Consider the following 16,480-nt stretch of genomic DNA (forward strand, 5'->3'; position numbering starts at 1 on the left):
GACGCGCGCGGCCACGCCGCCTGCACGCGCAGGACGACGACGGCCCCGGCAACCTCCCCGCGGAGATTCCAGGTCGAGTCAGGGGACGGTCGTGTCCCCCGGCCGGGGCCGGTATTCGGGCTGATGGACACGGGCCGCAGCCCACCTACTACCCGCCGCTTCCCAGGCGCGAGCCCAGTGCTGTTGGCGGGATTCGTTTCCATTCACCGCTGCGGGGCAGCTCCGGAATGGACGCGCGAGGCGCCTTCACCGGATTCCCGTTTAAATCCCTCCCCGCGCCGCAGCGATGGGAGGGATACCTTCGGCGTGTGCAAGGTGGACCTGTTGGTGGCGCCGGTCAAGAGCGCAGGGGTCAGAACCCGCTGCGCTGCAACGGGATCCGACCCCAGCGGAAGGAAGGGGTCGGATCCCGCTGCCACGCAGCGGGCTCTGACCCCGGTCGGGATGCGCCTTCAATGCCCCACGGCCGCCCGCGTGCGGATGTCGTCCAGCCGCTGGTCGTGCAGCAGGCGGCCGTTCTCCCACACGGTCACCATTGCGTCCTCGAAGCCGTCCGGCAGGGTGTCGTCGCCGTTGGCCGGCAGTGGCACCGTATGCAGGCTGCCGTCATCCAGGCGGCGCAGCAGGCGCATGCGGCCACGCTTGCTGGTCTTGCCGGCATCGGTGACCGGATCCTTGTATACATCGACCCACTCACCGTCGACCCGTGCCGCCGAGCACTTCAGCGCGAACTTCTGCGTGTCGCGGTCCAGTCGCTGCAGCAGGGCGCCGCCCATGCCGAAGGCCACGTTGTCGGCGGCGTAGCCGTCGTCGGTGGTGCGCTGCAGGATCGCGCGGATGGTGTCCGGATTGATGCCATCGCCCTGGATCACCCGCACGTGGTTGAGCACGCGATAGCCCTTGCCGTTGAGGCTGTGGCCGAAGGCTTCATCCAGCCGGCGCAGGCTTTCGGCCACCACCTCCACCGGGTCACCCGAGTCGGGACGGATGACCAGGGTGGGGCCCGACGCGATCACGTCATCGCGCAGGGTGGTGCCCCAGTGTTCGCTGATCGCGCGGTAGATGTCATAGCTGTCCGACACCACCGCCACGATCGAACCGGGCTTGCCGAACTGGCGCAGCATGTTGCGATAGGCGTCCACCTCGCGTTCGCGGCCCCAACTGGTGATGGTGCTGTGCTCGGCGGCCGGAATCGAATAGCCGGCCATCGGCGCGTGGTAGTGCGCGCGTGCCAGGCACAGCGCCGACACGGTATCGGTGCCGAGGAAGTTGACCAGGTGCGCGGCACCGCCCAACGCGGCCGATTCCAGGCTCGATACACCGCGCGCGCCGAAGTCGTGCAGCTTGAACGGCAGCTGCCCCTGCGGGTCGTCGCTGGTCTGCTGCAGGAACGCGGCGATGGTCTGCCGTGCGTGCCAGCTGATGGTGGCCACGGTGACCGGATACCACACGCGCAGCAGCAGCGTTTCCAGATACGACGGCACCCAGAACGCAGCCGGATCGGTCGACTCGATGGTCATCAGTGCCTGGTGGGTGGGCACCACGCTGCCCTCGGGAACGGCGCGGATGCGCACCGGCAGGTGGCCGCCAAGCCGGTCGACGATATCGCGCCAGCCGGCCTCGTTGAACGGTTCGCCGTGCGCGGCGAATACCGCAGCAGCGTCGTCGATGTCGGCGTGGGTGACCGGTCGTGCCAGCGCGTCCTTGAGGATCGCCTGCAGGCCGAAGAACACCGTGCGATCGTGCAGGCCGCCACGTGATTCGACGTAGAAGAACGTGGCATCGGTACCCGGCGGATACTGCAGCCAATGGCTGGCCTTGTAGCTGTCGGTGTTGAGGAGAAGATTATCGAGGTAGTGCATGACGGAAGCTCCTTCGCGTCGAGTGACACCAGCGGTCTGTCCGCCAGTGGGGAGGCCGGGCCTGTCAGCCGCGGCCGAGGAAATACTCCAGGATGTGCAGGTGGTCTTCGAACAGCTGCGGGCCCATGTCCAGGGCTTCACTCACCGGTATCCAGCGCGCCTTGTCGGCGTCGTCGCCGCCGCGCACCGGCGGCAGGTCACCGGCCGGGAATTCGAAGTGGAAACCGTGGGTGATGGTGCGGCCGCGCTGGCTGCGGTCGGGATGGTCGAAGACCTGCTGGCCCTTCAGCGAACCCTTCAGCACCGGCAGCGGAATCTTCAGCCGGGTTTCCTCGCGCAGTTCGCGCAGGCAGCTGTCGAGCAGGCTCTGTTCCTGGCCGACGAAGCCGCCGGGCAGCGCCCACAGCCCCTTGCCGGGTTCCGAGCGGCGACGCACCAGCAGCACGTGGCCTGAATGCACCACCACCGCATCGGTGGTGACGAAGGTGGGCGCGTAGGGCGCATCCTTCCAGGCGGCCTTGTACTGTTCGATGAAGCGGTACTCGGCCACCAGCTGGCCATAGGCAGGCGCGCTTTTGCGGAACGCTTCAAGCATGTCGTACACCGGCGCCGGCACATTGCCACGCAGCATCAGCAGCGCGCCGTGGAAGTCGACGTCGCCGGCTTCGAACAGGTAGCGCCGCAGCTCGGTGGCCGACAGGGTGGCGGTGTGCTGCACGTCCACCAGCGGCCACTGCGGGAACTCGCGCAGGTAGTAGCTGGACGCGTCCTTGTCCATGCCGATCAGGCCTACCTTCGCATCAGCGGCGGCGCCGTCGTTGCGCAGGGCGTCAGCCACCTGGCGCTGCACGTTGGCGATCCACTGCGCTTCGTTGTACAGGTGGTCACGCAGCGGGCGGATCAGCAGGCGGTCGGTGTGGCCATCGAGGGCGGCCTGGATCATCACGGCGCGTTCGGCCACGGTCCAGGGATTGCGCAGGCTGCGGGGGGTATCGGCAGAGCCGACCAGGAAGATCAGCTTGCGGGCCCGGCTCAGGGCCAGGCGGGCAACGGCGGCGTGGCCGTTGTGGAAGGGCTCGAATCGCCCGATGAAGACGAGATAGTCGAATTCCATGAGAATCCCTCATGTCGTTGTGGCAGCCGCGGGTCTGTCCCTTGGCTTGCTGCAGATGCTACGCCGATGGCGGGGCGGGTCAAGCCTGCAGCCGTGCTTTCTGCTGAACGGCGCATCGCGTGCGCGGACTGCGCCGTTGTTCTCAGGCCCTGAGAAGCCTCTGCGCCATACTGGCACCCACGCGGCGGACGGCATGCTCGGGGGCAAGACAGTGGCGGACAAGTACTGCGATCTGGTCATGAAAGGCGGCATCACCAGCGGCATCGTGTACCCCAATGCGGTACTGGCGCTGGCGCGCGAGTATCGCTTCAAGAGCATCGGCGGCACTTCGGCCGGCGCCATCGCCGCCGCCGTGGCGGCTGCGGCGGCCTGCGGTGATCGTCGCCAGCAGGCCGGCGAGCACCTGCCCGGCGATGCAGGCTATGGCGGGTTGTCGGCGGTGTCGGCGCAGCTGTCGCGGCGCGGCTTCATCTACAGCCTGTTCCAGCCCGCACGCGGCGCACGCGCGGCCTATCGCCTGCTGGTGGTGCTGACCGGCAATGCCAGCCTGCCGCACAAGCTGCTGTGCCTGGCCGTTGCCGTGTTCGAGATCGCGCCGCTGGAAGTGCTGGTGTCGCTGGCGCTGCTGCTCGGCCTGGGCTGGTGGGGCGGTGGTTGGAGCGGCGTGGCGGCCACGCTGCTGCCGTCGCTGCTGTGTGCGTACGGTGCAGGTGTGGCCGGTGCCGCGCTTCGTGTGGCACGCGCGGCGCGACGCAATCTGCTGGGCCTGTGCAGCGGCCTCGGCCGCGATGCACGCACACCGGCACTGACCGAGTGGCTGCACGAATGCCTGCAGCAGTTGTCCGGCAAGCCGCTGGATGCACCGCTCACCTTCGCCGACCTGCACGACGCGCCGCGCTATGCCGGCGAACCGGACAGCCCGCATGCGATCAGCCTGCAGATGATCACCACCTGCGTGTCGCACAACGAGCCGCGCACGCTGCCGCTGGGCGGCGCGCAGTTCTGGTTCCTGCGCGAGGAATTCGAGCAGCTGTTCCCGGCCAGCGTGGTGCAGTGGCTGGTGACGCAGGCCGGCCCGCCGCTGGAGGTGGAAGGGCGACAGTACTACCACCTGCCGCCGGGCCCGAAGCTGCCGGTGCTGGTGGCCACGCGCATGAGCCTGAGCTTCCCGCTGCTGATCAGCGCGGTGCCGCTGCATGAACCCTCACGCCGCGAACGACGCTGCGAGCCGACCGCGCCGGCGGCCGACCCCGAGCACAACGTGGCCGACAGCATGGAAGGGCTGACCAGCGCCGGGCAGGCTTGCGGCCCGGTGATCACCGCCTTCCGCATCTGCTGGTTCTCCGATGGTGGCATCAGCAGCAATTTCCCGATCCATCTGTTCGATGCCGCGTTGCCGCGCTGGCCGACCTTCGCCATCAATCTGGTCTACCCGCAGCACGCCGAAGAGGTGAACCACGGCAGCAGTGGCCGCCAGTCGCTGGAGCACGCGGTGTTCCTGCCCACCGAGAACCGGCACGGCTGGCAGCGCACCTACCAGTCGATCGCCACACCGCTGGCGGCCGCCGAGCTGGGCCGCTTCCTGTTCGCGGTGGTGGCGACCATGCAGAACTGGCGCGATCTGCTGCAGGCGCGCGCGCCGGGCTACCGCGACCGCATCGTGCACGTCAGCCTGCAGGGCGACGAAGGCGGCATGAACCTGGACATGCCGCAGGAGGTGCTGACCCGCATCGCCGACAAGGGCAGCCTCGCCGGTGCGCGCTTCTGTTCGTTCTCGTTCGAGAACCACTACTGGATCCGCTGGCGCAACCTGGCCTCGGCCTACCAGCGCTACACGCTGGAAGTGGCACGCACCGATGATCCGGCGCAGCAGGTACTGGCCTACCGCGCGGCCTATTCGATGGTTGCCCGCGGGGAACCGGCACCGCCGTCGTACAAGCTGGGCTCGGAAGACAAGCGGCTGGCCTCGCAGCAGCTGTGGGGGTTGATGGTCGAGCAGGGACGTACCTGGGAAGACCTTGGCCCGGACCTCACTGACGGCGCACCGCGTCCGTTGCCGCAGATGAAGGTGACCCCGATCTACTGAGCCGGTAGTAGATCCACGCCATGCGTGGATGCATTTCGCGCAGGGCCAGAGCGTGCCGACCAACGGTCGGCACCCACCATCAGCATCAGCATCAGCATCACCATCAGCATCAGCATCAGGTTCCAGCAGCAGGAGGAAACTGTCGAAGGCGGGGTGGTGTCGGATTGCGGGGTGTCCGCGGCATGGATGCCGGGGGTCACTTCAGGGACGGGTTCACGGCGTCCCCGCAATCCGACACCGCCCCGCCATCCCACGGAAAGCCCGCTGTTGCTTTTGAGGTTGCCGGCCAGCGGCCGGCACTACCGCAGGTGCAGGGCGCAGCCCTGCAGAACCCCCTACCGCCCCGGCAACTGCGCGAACGCGCGCTGCATGCAGTCCTCGCGCGGGCACACCCGGCAACCCGGCCCGATCGACACCGAGTTCCCCGGGCTCTGTACATCCAGCCCCAGCGAATACACCAGGCGTTCGGCATGCTGCAGGTCGCAGCCCAACGCCACCGCGAACGTCTTGCGTGGCTGGCCATGGCCCACCGGCCCGCTGCTGACCTGCCGCGCCAGCCAGAAGTGGCGCCGCCCATCGGGCATGCGCGCGGTCTGGGTGAGGATGCGGCCGGGCTGGTTGAACGCCTCGTAGACGATCCACAGCGGGCACGACCCTCCCACCTGCGAGAAATGGAAATCGGTGGCCGAATGGCGTTTGGACACGTTGCCGGCACGGTCCACGCGGATGAAGAAGAACGGCAGCCCGGGCGCGCTGCGCCGCGCCAACGTGCTCAGCCGATGACAGACCGCTTCAAAGCCCACGCCGAACTGGTGCGCCAGCAGCTCGATGTCGTAACTGCTGGCCTCGGCCGCACGCAGGAAACGCATGTACGGCATCACCAACGCACCGGCGAAGTAATTCGACAAGCCAATCCGCGCCTGCGCGATGCGTGCCTCATCGGTAAAGCCAGCGCGCGCCACCACCGCATCGATCTGCGGCAGGTAGCCGTGAAGGGCCAGCTCGGCCGCCATCTGGAACGCCTGCTGGCCGGGCTCAAGGTAATCGGGCAGCCACAGCCGCCGCGCACCGGCATCGTATTGCCGTTTCTCGCGCCCGGCCTGCAGTGCGGCCACTTCCACCAGCACGCCATGGCGGTCGGCCAGCAGCTGGCGCAGCCGCGGTGCCACATGCCCGGGCGACAGCCCCCATTCGGCGAATAGCTGCTCGGCCAGCTCGTCCAGTTCGGGGATGTGGTTGTGCATGCGGTTGAAGAACTCGCGCACCTGGTCGCCGGCGGGCAGGGTGCTGCCGGCACCGGGCTCGCCCAGCTGGAACTCCAGCGCGGCGGCATGCTCGCGCAGCGCCAGGTGGCGGCGGTGCAGGTCCAGCAGTGCGCGGCTGACCTGCGGCAGGTTGCCCGCCAGGGCGCGCAGTTCAGTGGCACTGACTTCGGCCAGGCCCAGATCGCGCAGGGTCTCGCCCAGCGCTTCCTGCAGGGCAGCGGGCTCATCTTCGTCGAACAGTGAGGAAACATCGCCCAATACCTCGCCCAGCTTCTTCTGCACGGCCGGGGTGAGTGGGCGTTTGTTGCGCTCGATCTGGTTCAGGTAACTGGCCGACAGGCCCAAGGCGCGGGCCAGGTCCACCTGGCTGTAGCCGCGCTGCTCGCGCAGCCGTAGCAAGCGCAGGCCAAGCTGCCGCTGGGTGGCTGAATAATTCACAAAATTAACATGAATCGTCTGGCGTGTTGGCCAGATTAAGCGGATTCAGCCCGGAAATCGAGACGGGTGCTGTGAATAATGCCAAGCATCTTTCGCACCCCGTGGGATTGTCGTCATGACTGTTGCAGCGCCCCGTATCCGCATGCTGATCGATGGCCAGTTCGTTGAATCGGCCACCTCCCACTGGCAGGACGTGATCAATCCGGCCACCCAGGACGTGCTGGCCAAGGTGCCGTTCGCCACCACCGGCGAAGTGGACGCCGCCGTCGCCGCCGCCAAGGAAGCCTTCAAGACCTGGCGCAAGACCCCGATCGGTACCCGCGCGCGCATCTTCCTGAAGTACCAGCAGCTGATCCGCGAGAACATGAGCGAGCTGGCCCACATCCTCACCGCCGAACAGGGCAAGACCCTGCCGGACGCCGAAGGTGATGTGTTCCGTGGCCTGGAAGTGGTCGAGCACGCTGCCGCCATCGGCAACCTGCAGCTGGGCGAGCTGGCCAACAACGTGGCCAATGGCGTGGACACCTACACGATCATGCAGCCGCTGGGCGTGTGCGCTGGCATCACCCCGTTCAACTTCCCGGCGATGATCCCGCTGTGGATGTTCCCGATGGCGATTGCAACGGGCAACACCTTCATCCTCAAGCCGTCCGAGCAGGACCCGATGGTCACCATGCGCCTGGTCGAGCTTGCCCTGGAAGCCGGCATTCCGAAGGGCGTTCTGAACGTCGTCCACGGCGGCGAGGAAGTGGTCAACGCGATCTGCGACCACCCGGACATCAAGGCCGTGTCGTTCGTCGGTTCCACCCGCGTCGGCACCCACGTCTACAATCGTGCCTCGCTGGCCGGCAAGCGCGTGCAGTGCATGATGGGCGCCAAGAACCACGCCGTGGTGCTGCCGGACGCCAACAAGGAACAGACCCTCAACGCGATGGTCGGTGCCGCCTTTGGTGCTGCGGGCCAGCGCTGCATGGCCGCTTCCACCCTGGTGCTGGTCGGTGAGGCGCGCAACTGGGTGCAGGACCTGGTCGAAAAGGCCAAGACGTTGAAGGTCAGCGCCGGCACCGTGTCCGGTACCGACGTCGGCCCGGTCATTTCCTGCAGCGCCCGCGAGCGCGTGGAAGGCCTGATCGCCTCGGGCGTGGAGCAGGGCGCCAAGCTGGTGCTGGATGGCCGCAAGCCGCAGGTCGATGGTTTCGAGAAGGGCAACTTCGTCGGCCCGACCATCTTTGCCGGTGTCACCACCGACATGCGCATCTACCAGGAAGAAATCTTCGGGCCGGTGCTGGTCATCCTCGAAGCAGAAACGCTGGAAGACGCCATCGCGATGGTCAACAGCAACCCGAACGGCAACGGCACCGCACTGTTCACCCAGTCCGGCGCGGCCGCGCGCAAGTTCCAGGAAGACATCGACGTCGGCCAGGTCGGCATCAACGTGCCGATCCCGGTGCCGGTGCCGCTGTTCTCGTTCACCGGTTCGCGCGCCTCCAAGCTGGGTGACCTGGGCCCGTACGGCAAGCAGGTGGTGCTGTTCTATACCCAGACCAAGACGGTCACCGCGCGCTGGTTCGATGACGAGACGCTGAGCCACGGCGTCAACACCACGATCAGCCTGAAGTAACGGCAGGAGCAGCCATGAGCCACTCGATGACGACGGAACTGGAAGAAGCACAGCAGGCGTACCGCGAGGCGGCGCGCGACTTCGCACAGGCCGAACTGGCGCCGCACGCCGCGCGATGGGATGCGGAGGGCATCTTTCCGCGCGAGGCGATCGCCAAGGCCGGTGAACTGGGCTTCTGCGGCCTGTACATGGACCCGGAAGTGGGCGGCAGCGGCCTGAGCCGACTGGACGCCGCCGTCGTCATCGAGGAGCTCGCCAACGTCGATCCGTCGACCGCGGCGTACATCAGCATCCACAACATGGCCTCGTGGATGGTGTCCAAGTGGGGCCAGCCGGCCCTGCGCGATGCGTGGGGCGCCGATCTGTCCTCGGGCAGCAAGCTGGCCTCGTACTGCCTGACCGAACCGGGTGCGGGTTCCGATGCGGCGTCGCTGAAGACCACCGCCGTGCGCGATGGCGACTTCTATGTGCTGAATGGCTCCAAGGCCTTCATTTCCGGCGCCGGTGCCACCGAGCTGCTGGTGGTGATGGCGCGCACCGGTGGCCCCGGTGCCGGCGGTGTCAGCGCCATTGCGGTGCCGTCGGACCTGCCGGGCATCAGCTTCGGCCGCAAGGAAGAGAAGATGGGCTGGAACAGCCAGCCCACCCGTGGCATCACCTTCGAAAACGTCCGCGTGCCGGTCAGCCACCTTCTGGGAGAGGAAGGCGGCGGCTTCAAGCTGGCGATGAAGGGTCTGGACGGCGGCCGCATCAACATCGCCGCCTGCTCGCTGGGTGCCGCGCAGGGTGCGCTGGATGCCGCACGCCGCTACATGGGCGAGCGCCGCCAGTTCGGCAAGGCGCTGGCCGAGTTCCAGGCGCTGCAGTTCAAGCTGGCCGACATGGTCACCCAGCTGGTCGCCGCCCGGCAGATGGTGCACACCGCCGCGCGCAAGCTCGATGCCGGTGCCAGCGACGCCAACGTGTGGTGCGCGATGGCCAAGCGCTTCGCCACCGATGCCGGTTTCAACGTCTGCAACGAAGCGCTGCAGATCCACGGCGGCTACGGCTACATCCGCGAATACCCGATCGAGCGCCTGCTGCGTGACTGCCGCGTGCACCAGATCCTGGAAGGCACCAACGAGATCATGCGGGTGATCGTTGCCCGTCACCTGCTCAACACCGAAGAGGAACTGCGATGAAGGATTGGCGTACCCAGGAGCACGTGGGCCTGAAGGTGGAGGTGGATGGCCACACCGCCGTGGTCACCCTGAACAACCCGCCGGCGCACACCTGGACCGTGCACAGCCTGTCGGCGCTGCGCGACGTGGTGGGTGCGCTCAACGCAGACCGCGACATCTACGCGCTGGTGATCACCGGTGACGGCGAGAAGTTCTTCTCCGCCGGTGCCGACCTCAACCAGTTCGCCTCCGGCGACAAGGCCGCTGCACGCGAGGCCGCGCGCCGCTTCGGTGAAGCCTTCGAAGCGCTGTCCGGTTTCCGCGGCGTGTCGATCGCCGCGATCAACGGCTACGCCATGGGCGGTGGCCTGGAATGCGCACTGGCCTGCGACCTGCGCATCATCGAAGACCACGCCCAGGTGGCGCTGCCGGAGGCCACCGTCGGCCTGTTGCCGTGTGCCGGTGGCACCCAGAACCTGCCGCGCCTGGTCGGGGAGGGCTGGGCCAAGCGCATGATCCTGCTGGGCGAGCGCATCAATGCCGAGACCGCACTGCGCATTGGCCTGGCCGAAGAAAAGGTCGGCAAGGGCGAAGCCAAGGCACTGGCCCTGGAATGGGCGAAGAAGGCCGGCAAGCAGAGCCCGACCAGCATCGCCGCCTGCAAGACCCTGGTGCAGTCCACCCGCACCGGCACCCACGCCTCGGCGCTGGTGGCCGAGCGTGAAGCCTTCGTCGACCTGTTCGACACCGCCGACCAGGTCGAGGGCGTGACCGCCTTCCTGGAAAAGCGCACCGCGCAGTGGAAGAACGCATGAGCATCGACACCGCTGCCGACGACGCACCGGTGCTGTTCGAGGAGCGCGTGGCCGGCAACGGCACGCGCATCGGCATCGCCACGCTCAACGCGCCGCGCACGCTCAATGGTTTCTCGCTGCCGATGGCGCACCTGCTGCTGAAGCAGCTGAAGGCCTGGGCCGATGACGACGGCATCGCCATGGTGGTGCTGCAGGGTGCCGGTGAGAAGGCGTTCTGCGCCGGCGGCGACCTGCACAGCCTGTACAAGAGCATGGTCGCCTTCCGCGAGGCCGGCTGCAGCGACATCCGCGAGAACGACTACGCCGCCGAGTTCTTCGACGTCGAATACCGCGTCGATCATCTCATCCACACCTACGCCAAGCCGATCCTGTGCTGGGGCCATGGCATCGTGATGGGCGGCGGCATCGGCCTGATGTCCGGCGCCAGCCACCGCGTGGTCAGCGAGCGCTCCAAGCTGGCATTCCCGGAAATCACCGTCGGCCTGTTCCCCGATGTCGGTGGCAGCTGGCTGCTGCCGCGCGTACCGGGCAAGGGCGGCCTGTTCCTGGCGCTGACCGGCGCGCTGCTCAACCCGGGCGACGCCATCTACGCCGGCCTGGCCGACGTGCACGTGGCCGAAGAACGCCGCAGCGCGGTGTTCGATGCGCTGCTGCAGGTGGCCTGGTCCAGTGATTCCGCACACAACCACGAACGCCTGACCCATCTGCTGCAGTCGCATGCCAGCGATGCCGCCACCGGCCCGCTGCTGGCCAATGCCGCGCAGGTCGAGGCGCTGTGCGAGGGCGATGACCTGCCCGCGATCATCGATCGCATCAGCACGCTGCAGACCGACGATGCCTGGCTGCAGGCGGCACAGAAGACCCTGGCCGCCGGTGCACCCGGTTCGGCACGGTTGGCGTACGAACTGCAGCGCCGCAGTGCCGGCCAGGACCTGGCCGCGATCTATCGCCTGGAGTACATCGTCGCCCTGCACTGCGCCGCCCACGGTGATTTCGCCGAAGGCATCCGCGCGTTGCTGGTCGACAAGGACCGCAATCCGCAGTGGAACCCGGCCACCCTGGCCGAGGCCACCGGCGCGTGGGCCGACACCTTCTTCGCTTCCCCCTGGGCCGATGCCGCGCATCCGCTGGCCGACCTGGGCACTCCCCTTGTTGAAAGGAGCCTTGCATGAGCCGCATTGCATTCATCGGGTTGGGCAACATGGGTGGCCCGATGGCCGCCAATCTGGTCAAGAACGGCCACAGCGTGCGCGTGTTCGATCTGGTCCCGGCCGCGGTGCAGGCCGCCGTTGACGCCGGTGCCAGTGCTGCGTCGTCGGCGCGCGACACCCTGACCGATGCCGAGGTGGTGATCTCGATGCTGCCGGCCAGCCGCCACGTCGAAGGCGTGTATCTGGGCGACGACGGCATTCTTGCCGCGATTCCGGCCGGCGCACTGGTCATCGACTGCAGCACGATCGCACCGGCCAGCGCCCGCAAGGTCTCGGAAGCGGCCGCCGCACGTGGCCTGCAGATGATCGACGCACCGGTGTCCGGCGGTACCGCCGGCGCCCAGGCCGGCACCCTGACCTTCATCGTCGGCGGCGAGGAAGACGCGCTGGAACGCGCACGCCCGGTGCTGCAGGCGATGGGCAAGAACACCTTCCACGTCGGCGCCAGCGGCGCTGGCCAGGTCGCCAAGCTGTGCAACAACATGGCGCTGGGCGTGATCATGGCGGTGACCGGTGAAGCCATCGCACTCGGCGTGGCGCACGGCTTGGACCCGAAGGTGCTGTCGCAGATGATGGCGGTCAGCACCGGCCGCAGCTGGGCCACCGAAGTGTGCAACCCCTGGCCGGGCGTGCTGGAAAACGCGCCGGCCTCGCGCGGTTACAGCGGTGGCTTCGGCAGCGATCTGATGCTGAAGGACATGGGCCTGGCAGTGGAAGCGGCGATGAGTGTCGGCGCCTCGATTCCGCTGGGCGAAGTAGCCCGCAACCTGTACTCGATGAACCACCAGGCCGGCCGCGGCAAGCTGGATTTCTCCAGCGTCGTGCAGCTCATCACGAGCGAGAAGTGACCTGGTAGTGCCGGCCGCTGGCCGGCAACCTCATGCCCCCCTGTGGGACAACGAAGGTGGGATGGGCGGATGTTCGGTTTCGACCGGCATCCGCCCATTTTTTTGCTCTTCACGTTGGTAGTGCCGGCCGCTGGCCGGCAGCACCCCATCAGGCAACGATCAGCGTCACGTCGATGTTGCCGCGGGTGGCGTTGGAGTACGGGCACACGATGTGCGCCTTCTGCACCAGCTCTTCCAGCTGCTCGCGCGGTACGCCCGGAGCGCTGATGGTCAGCTCGGCTTCGATGCCGAAGCCGGTCGGGATCTGGCCGATGCCGACCTTGCCGGTGACGGTGGTGTCGGCCGGCAGCGCGACCTTGGCCTGGCCGGCCACGAACTTCAGCGCGCCCAGGAAGCAGGCCGAGTAGCCGGCGGCGAACAGCTGTTCCGGGTTGGTGCCCGGGCCACCGGCGCCGCCCAGCTCGCGCGGGGTCGACAGCTGGATGTCCAGCACGTTGTCGGAGGAGACGGAACGGCCTTCACGGCCGCCGGTGGAGGTGGCCTGGGCGGTGTACAGAACCTTTTCGATGGACATCGGGATGCTCCTGGTCGGTGGGTGGGTGTTGCGTTGGAGCCTACTTTGCCCGCTTTCCGCGTACGTTGGGTTGCAGGGCGTACGAAAAACTTGATAGATCGTCCTGTCGGCCTAGATCGTCCACTCGCGATCGGTGGTGAACATGATGGTCAGCCAGCGGTCCGGCGAGGCCTCGCCCAGCGCGTCGCCGATCTCGTCGCGCAGCTGGTCCCATTCCACCAGCGGCCGCGGTGGGTCGTTTTCCGGCACCACGAAGAACAGCTCGATCTGCTCACCTCGCCCCACCTGCGCCACGTAGCTGCGGTGCTCGACGAAGCCATGCTTGGCCACGATCGCGCGTGCCACGGCATCCACGTGCGCCTGCAGCTCCGGCGGGGTGACCAGCAGGATGCCGGCCAGCGCCCGGCGCACGGTGCCGAGCGGGGCGATCATCACCAGCACGCAGACGAAGGCAAGGATGGCCGGGTCGATGTACGGCCCGACCCAGGCCCAGGACGTGCCTTGCACCAGCACGCCGCCGAGGAAGGCCAGCAGGTAGCATGCCGACATGCTGGCCGCGATCACCCAGTTCTTCGCATCCAGTGCGATGAACTCCGAGCCGATGCGGCGGTTGGCGCGCAGGATGAACCAGGCCAGTGCGCCTTCGCCGACGATGGACAGCCCGGCGAAGGCGATGGCCGGGCCCAGTGCGATGTGGCGGCCACCGGACATCAACGCATCCACCGCATTGACCAGGGCATACAGTGCCGCACCGATCATCAGCGTGCCGCTGACCCCCAGCACGATCGGTTCCAGGTGCCAGAAGCCCATGGTGAAGCGCTGGTTGAGCCTCGACTGCAACGCATCGGTCTGGGTGGACAGCGCGATCAGGCGTGCCACCAGCAGCGACAGCCAGGTCATGACCACATCGATCAGGCCGTAGATGCCGTCGAAGATGATCAGCGAGGAATTGGCCAGCAGGCCGAATACCACTGCGGCGGCGGCCAGCAGCAGCGAGGCGGCGATCGACAGGCGCAGCACGCCCTGTTCGGTTGCGGGGTCGAAGAACTGCGGGCGGTGGGTGGCCATGGCCCGATTGTAGAGCGGCGGCATGCTTCGCTGCCTTCCGCTGTCCGGCATCGTCGCAGAACGTCGAGGACATCGCCGAGACGCCCAGCGAGCGTGATCGCGAATGCGTCGCCCAGGGCATGGCCAACCTGGTCATCGAATTCCTCGGCCGCATGCTGGATATGCAGCGCTACGATGCCGGTGACACGCAGGTCTACCGCGTGCGTGGGCAGGTGTTCCTTGCCTCGGCCGGCCCTCTGGGTACGGTGTTCGATTACCAGCACGTGACGCCGAAGGTACAGATTGATCTGCGCGACGCCCACCCGTGAGACCTGACCGCCTGAGGCGGCAGTGTTTCAAGAAGCAGACCGCCTATGGATGGCGGGTACTGATCACTTAGGAAAAGCTACGGACGGACTTATCTGTCGTCAAAGCGCCGACGCGATCAAACCGGATCGGCTACACCTCGAGACCGACTCCCTCGAAGCGTGGGCACGCTCCGGGGCGCAAGACCTCGCATTTGCGACAATCCTCGACGCACCTCAACCAACGCCCTCGTCGGCCTCAAGCCGACGAGGGGTGAGCAAGGCAATGGCACTCGCAGGCCCGTGGGCCCGCTCTCTTACGCCATCATGGCCCGCGGGCCGTGCTGCTGGGTCTGCTGGTCGATCTTCTGCTGCTCGCGCTGCTGATCGCTCACCTGCAATGCCCGCTCGCTGTTTTCCTGCACGCTCTGGCGCATCGCGTCCGCCGTCGATACCGGCGCGGTATTGCGGTTCAACGCGCTTTCGTCGTGCAGTGCATTGGCCTGCACCGCGCGCGCCATCGAGCCATCCTGGTTCAGCTCAACGCGATCAACCCGGTACAGGCCGGCACGTGCAGCTTCCACGGTAAGCGCAGCAGCCAGCTTCTCGCTGTGCTCGCCGGAGGGCAGGCCACGCGCTTCCTCGGCGAACTTCACCTGCACCAGGGTCTCGGTGTACAGCCAGTTCTGCGGGCTGCGCGGGTCGGACATCGGGTACACCGTCTCGCGTGCAGGCTCGTCCGCTGCCTGCTGTTCCGGGGTGTTGCCCTGCGCCTGCGCACGCTGCTGCACTTCATTGGCCAGCGCCTGGCGGGTTTCCGCATCGGCAATGCCGGTCGCAGGCAGGCCATGCTGCTGCTGGAAAGCGTTGATCGCATGGCGGCTGCCACCGCCCAGATAGCCATCGCTACCGATGGCCTGGCCCTTGGCGTCGGTCAGCCCCAGCGCGGCCAGGTTGCCCTGGAGTTCGCGCGCGTCGCGGTCGATCGCGGCCAGCGTGGCTGGCCCGGCCTTGCCGTCCACCGGGTCCAGGTTGTGTGCGCGCTGGAAGTCTTCCACCGCCTTGCGGGTGGTGGCATCGAAGCGCCGGTCCGGATTCAGCGTCTGCTGGCCGCCAGCACTGGCATAGCCCAACGTGACCAGATTGCTCTCCAGCTTCAGCACGTCACGGCCGCTGGACCCTTCCTTCAACGTCTGCGAACCGGCCTGCTGGCGCGGTGCGCCGATCTGGTCCAGCGCCACCTTGATGTCCGCATCATTGTGCTCACCAGCGGGCGAGTAGTCGCGGCTGCTGACCTTGGCATGGGCGCGGTCCATTGCGTCCTTGTTGTTGGCATAGGCATTTTCGTAGCGCACGGCGATGTCGCCGGCCTTGGGCGCGTCGAAGTACTGGTAGGTCTCGCGGATCTGCCCGGCCTTCGCGCGCAGCGCCTCGTAGTCACCGCCTTCTTCCAGCACCTTCTGCAGCTTGGGCAGCTGGCTGGGCAACTGGTTGGCGGTCTTGGCGATCAGGCTGATCGCTTCGAAGCGGTTTTCCTCGGCGATGCCGCTGCCGTGTGCGTCCACCATCGCCATGCCGATCCGTGTGGCGTTGCGCACCTGCGGGTAGTCGATGTTCGCGTGGATCCACTGCTTGCCCTCGGCCGAACCGGCCCAGGCGTTGATGCTGTCGCGCGTGTTGGTATCGATGAACTGGATCGAGCTGCGCCCGCTCAGGCCATTGCCGTGGCTGAGCAGGTCGCGGCGCAGGTCGGCGTGGTCCTGGGTGAAGGGCAGGTTGTGCGCCTTGGCATAGGTGCTGGCCTGATCGATCACGGCGTCGACATAGGTCGTCTCGCCTGCCTTCAGTGCGTGGCCGTCGATGGCGCCCAGCGCCCACTCGCCGCGCTGGCCGAAGTCGACCTGGATCGCGCCCAGGCTGTAACCGCTGTTCTGCGCGACTTTGTTCACCGTGCCCCAGTGCGGTTCGGTCACGCCCTGGGTGATGCCGGCGATGGCCAGATGGTAGGAGGCGGGACCCCCTTCGGTACCACGGCCGACGGCGAAATACACGGCGCCGGAGGTGGCATCGAGATCATGGGTATCGATGTTGGTTGGCATGTCTTACATCCTTGTGCAGTCAGAGGGTTTGCCCC

The 16,480-nt window shown here is 67.2% G+C and carries 13 protein-coding genes and 1 riboswitch; of the genes, 7 read left to right on the forward strand and 6 right to left on the reverse strand.

What is annotated here, in order from left to right; translation table 11 throughout:
* Positions 1 to 89 precede the first annotated feature (89 nt).
* A riboswitch (cobalamin riboswitch) is annotated at positions 90 to 319 on the reverse strand.
* A 133-nt stretch (positions 320 to 452) separates the two neighbouring features.
* Together AC5P5R_RS12660 and AC5P5R_RS12665 are read right to left on the reverse strand one after the other, a co-directional pair.
* On the reverse strand, positions 453 to 1,862 hold the full coding sequence (locus AC5P5R_RS12660; protein ID WP_100438227.1) for a nicotinate phosphoribosyltransferase: 1,410 nt from the start codon (positions 1,860 to 1,862) through the stop codon (positions 453 to 455).
* Positions 1,863 to 1,926: 64 nt separating this feature from the next.
* The gene (locus AC5P5R_RS12665) at positions 1,927 to 2,976 is read right to left on the reverse strand and encodes a bifunctional nicotinamide-nucleotide adenylyltransferase/Nudix hydroxylase (RefSeq protein WP_005407680.1); all 1,050 of its coding nucleotides are present in this window, start codon (positions 2,974 to 2,976) and stop codon (positions 1,927 to 1,929) included.
* A gap of 193 nt (positions 2,977 to 3,169) precedes the next feature.
* Between AC5P5R_RS12665 and AC5P5R_RS12670 the strand changes: the two genes are divergently transcribed.
* Positions 3,170 to 5,062 carry a patatin-like phospholipase family protein gene (locus AC5P5R_RS12670; RefSeq protein ID WP_164281619.1) on the forward strand — a complete coding sequence of 631 codons (1,893 nt, stop codon included), beginning with the start codon at positions 3,170 to 3,172 and terminating at the stop codon, positions 5,060 to 5,062.
* Between the two features lie 335 nt (positions 5,063 to 5,397).
* Here AC5P5R_RS12670 and AC5P5R_RS12675 read toward each other — a convergent pair whose 3' ends face one another.
* Positions 5,398 to 6,765 (reverse strand): helix-turn-helix domain-containing protein, encoded by a 1,368-nt coding sequence (locus tag AC5P5R_RS12675; protein WP_012478808.1) that lies wholly within the window; start codon positions 6,763 to 6,765, stop codon positions 5,398 to 5,400.
* 115 nt (positions 6,766 to 6,880) lie between these two features.
* On the opposite strand from AC5P5R_RS12675, the gene AC5P5R_RS12680 reads away from it, so the two are divergent.
* From AC5P5R_RS12680 to mmsB, 5 genes are read left to right on the forward strand one after another with little or no spacing between them, the layout of a single operon-like run.
* The gene (locus tag AC5P5R_RS12680; protein WP_012478809.1) at positions 6,881 to 8,386 is read left to right on the forward strand and encodes a CoA-acylating methylmalonate-semialdehyde dehydrogenase; all 1,506 of its coding nucleotides are present in this window, start codon (positions 6,881 to 6,883) and stop codon (positions 8,384 to 8,386) included.
* 14 nt (positions 8,387 to 8,400) lie between these two features.
* A complete protein-coding gene (locus tag AC5P5R_RS12685; protein WP_033833499.1) occupies positions 8,401 to 9,567 on the forward strand; it encodes an acyl-CoA dehydrogenase family protein in 1,167 nt (388 codons plus the stop codon).
* Complete coding sequence (locus AC5P5R_RS12690) at positions 9,564 to 10,361, forward strand: enoyl-CoA hydratase (RefSeq protein ID WP_100438228.1); 798 nt, start codon at positions 9,564 to 9,566, stop codon at positions 10,359 to 10,361. The genes AC5P5R_RS12685 and AC5P5R_RS12690 overlap by 4 nt, the downstream gene beginning before the upstream one ends.
* Positions 10,358 to 11,533 (forward strand): enoyl-CoA hydratase/isomerase family protein, encoded by a 1,176-nt coding sequence (locus AC5P5R_RS12695; protein ID WP_100438229.1) that lies wholly within the window; start codon positions 10,358 to 10,360, stop codon positions 11,531 to 11,533. Before AC5P5R_RS12690 ends, AC5P5R_RS12695 begins: the two co-directional genes overlap by 4 nt.
* On the forward strand, positions 11,530 to 12,420 hold the full coding sequence (mmsB, locus tag AC5P5R_RS12700; protein ID WP_099484571.1) for a 3-hydroxyisobutyrate dehydrogenase: 891 nt from the start codon (positions 11,530 to 11,532) through the stop codon (positions 12,418 to 12,420). Before AC5P5R_RS12695 ends, mmsB begins: the two co-directional genes overlap by 4 nt.
* Before the next feature lie 148 nt (positions 12,421 to 12,568).
* Here mmsB and AC5P5R_RS12705 read toward each other — a convergent pair whose 3' ends face one another.
* On the reverse strand, positions 12,569 to 12,994 hold the full coding sequence (locus tag AC5P5R_RS12705; protein WP_014035621.1) for an organic hydroperoxide resistance protein: 426 nt from the start codon (positions 12,992 to 12,994) through the stop codon (positions 12,569 to 12,571).
* Positions 12,995 to 13,105: 111 nt separating this feature from the next.
* Positions 13,106 to 14,086: a cation diffusion facilitator family transporter gene (locus tag AC5P5R_RS12710; RefSeq protein ID WP_005407688.1), complete on the reverse strand. Its 981-nt coding sequence runs from the start codon at positions 14,084 to 14,086 to the stop codon at positions 13,106 to 13,108.
* A 95-nt stretch (positions 14,087 to 14,181) separates the two neighbouring features.
* Between AC5P5R_RS12710 and AC5P5R_RS12715 the strand changes: the two genes are divergently transcribed.
* Positions 14,182 to 14,370: a sulfate transporter gene (locus AC5P5R_RS12715; protein WP_224119324.1), complete on the forward strand. Its 189-nt coding sequence runs from the start codon at positions 14,182 to 14,184 to the stop codon at positions 14,368 to 14,370.
* Positions 14,371 to 14,663: 293 nt separating this feature from the next.
* On the opposite strand, the gene AC5P5R_RS12720 is transcribed toward AC5P5R_RS12715, so the two are convergent.
* On the reverse strand, positions 14,664 to 16,445 hold the full coding sequence (locus tag AC5P5R_RS12720; RefSeq protein WP_100438230.1) for a peptidoglycan-binding domain-containing protein: 1,782 nt from the start codon (positions 16,443 to 16,445) through the stop codon (positions 14,664 to 14,666).
* Positions 16,446 to 16,480 lie beyond the last annotated feature (35 nt).

The organism is Stenotrophomonas sp. YJH_SMC_19 (assembly GCF_059367915.1).

Coding starts and splice junctions, on each gene's coding strand:
- AC5P5R_RS12660 (WP_100438227.1), bottom strand. CDS start 1,862: ATGCACTACCTCGATAATCTTCTCCTCAACACCGACAGCTACAAGGCC.
- AC5P5R_RS12665 (WP_005407680.1), bottom strand. CDS start 2,976: ATGGAATTCGACTATCTCGTCTTCATCGGGCGATTCGAGCCCTTCCAC.
- AC5P5R_RS12670 (WP_164281619.1), top strand. CDS start 3,170: ATGCTCGGGGGCAAGACAGTGGCGGACAAGTACTGCGATCTGGTCATG.
- AC5P5R_RS12680 (WP_012478809.1), top strand. CDS start 6,881: ATGACTGTTGCAGCGCCCCGTATCCGCATGCTGATCGATGGCCAGTTC.
- AC5P5R_RS12685 (WP_033833499.1), top strand. CDS start 8,401: ATGAGCCACTCGATGACGACGGAACTGGAAGAAGCACAGCAGGCGTAC.
- AC5P5R_RS12690 (WP_100438228.1), top strand. CDS start 9,564: ATGAAGGATTGGCGTACCCAGGAGCACGTGGGCCTGAAGGTGGAGGTG.
- AC5P5R_RS12695 (WP_100438229.1), top strand. CDS start 10,358: ATGAGCATCGACACCGCTGCCGACGACGCACCGGTGCTGTTCGAGGAG.
- mmsB (WP_099484571.1), top strand. CDS start 11,530: ATGAGCCGCATTGCATTCATCGGGTTGGGCAACATGGGTGGCCCGATG.
- AC5P5R_RS12705 (WP_014035621.1), bottom strand. CDS start 12,994: ATGTCCATCGAAAAGGTTCTGTACACCGCCCAGGCCACCTCCACCGGC.
- AC5P5R_RS12710 (WP_005407688.1), bottom strand. CDS start 14,086: ATGCCGCCGCTCTACAATCGGGCCATGGCCACCCACCGCCCGCAGTTC.
- AC5P5R_RS12715 (WP_224119324.1), top strand. CDS start 14,182: ATGGCCAACCTGGTCATCGAATTCCTCGGCCGCATGCTGGATATGCAG.
- AC5P5R_RS12720 (WP_100438230.1), bottom strand. CDS start 16,445: ATGCCAACCAACATCGATACCCATGATCTCGATGCCACCTCCGGCGCC.